This window comes from Microcoleus sp. B5-D4 (genome assembly GCF_036705145.1).
Lineage (GTDB): Bacteria > Cyanobacteriota > Cyanobacteriia > Cyanobacteriales > Microcoleaceae > Microcoleus.
Map to the genome: position 1 here is coordinate 1 of NZ_JAUBTV010000189.1, position 1,304 is coordinate 1,304.

The window sequence follows — 1,304 nt, forward strand, 5'->3', positions numbered from 1 at the left end:
GGTTGAGTCGAGGAGGGATATTATTCCCTGCCCCTCTCAGTTAGATCTGGGCGTGCGATTTTCACCGCACCCAGCTCCCGATGTTCTTGGCTTGCGCTTTTGCTCATGTGGATATAATCGTGGCAGCTTTCGTGAACCGCTAGAAGGTTGTTTATTTTCGAGTTACTATGGTTTCCGTCTACATGATGTAGATGCACCTTTTCATCGCCTAGCATTCTTAAGCCACATTTTCCACATTTATGGTTTTGCCGTTTTAAAGCTTTAGAGGTTTCGCCGTTATAGAGTTTGCTGTTACGTTCACTCCAGTAGGCTATATCTCCGTCGTAAGGTGATTTCTCCCCTTTGACATTGACAAATTTGTTTTCGGAGAAAGAAACCGATGGGAATGCTTTGTCAAGCAGTTTCTTGCTGGTGTAGCGAGATTGTTTCGATTCCTTATTGAATACCTTGAAGGCTCTATTTTGGATGAACCACAGTGATAACCGCGACCCTTCCAACTTACAGTAGCGATGGTAATTTCTCCAGCCTCTAACCACAGGGGCTAATTTCTCAGCCTTAATCGTGGCTCCATAATTCGAGTTGTTGACGATGTGTTTTACCTTCTGACGGAACGCTTTAAAATTGTCCGCTGATGGGACGCATCTAAATTTTCCGTTGTTTTGCACTTTGAAATGCCAACCGAGGAAGTCAAATCCATCTGTCGTAGCCGTTAGCTTGGTTTTCTTTTCACTAACTTTCATCCCTCGTTCTGCCAGAAATTCGCTGACTTTATCAAGTATTGCCAGTGCGTCATCTTTGGGCTTCAAGATTATTACCATGTCGTCCGCATAGCGGACTGATTGGTGTATTTCCTCAATCCCGTTGAGAGCAATATTGGCTAGTAATGGACTTACCACGCCCCCTTGCGGGGTTCCTTGTTCTGGAAATTCTGGATTGACTCCTGATTTTAGACAGCGGAATATTCCGGTCTTGATGCCTTTTGGGGCAATGAGTCTTTCCATGATGCTGGTGTGGCTTATCCTGTCGAAGCATTTTTCGATATCGAGTTCGATAACCCGTTTCTCTATTCCATTGGTTTTTGAGTTTAGATTCTGAAATAGAAATTTCTGCGCGTCATGCGCCGACCTTCCTGTTCTAAACCCATAACTCCGGGCGTGGAAAGTTGCTTCGTGTGCTGGCTCTAGTACGTATTTTGCGAGGCATTGCCACGCTCTATCAGCAATAGTAGGTATCTTAAGGAGGCGGGTACTCCCATCCTTTTTAGGGATTGGTATTGAACGTAACTTCTGATGTTTCCAGTTGTT

At 44.7% G+C, this 1,304-nt stretch carries 1 protein-coding gene; it reads right to left on the minus strand.

Annotated elements, in window-relative coordinates; genetic code table 11:
• Positions 1-20 precede the first annotated feature (20 nt).
• Positions 21-1,304 (minus strand): reverse transcriptase domain-containing protein (locus QUB10_RS34125; protein ID WP_333207552.1); only part of this gene is annotated, 1,284 nt, incomplete at its 5' end.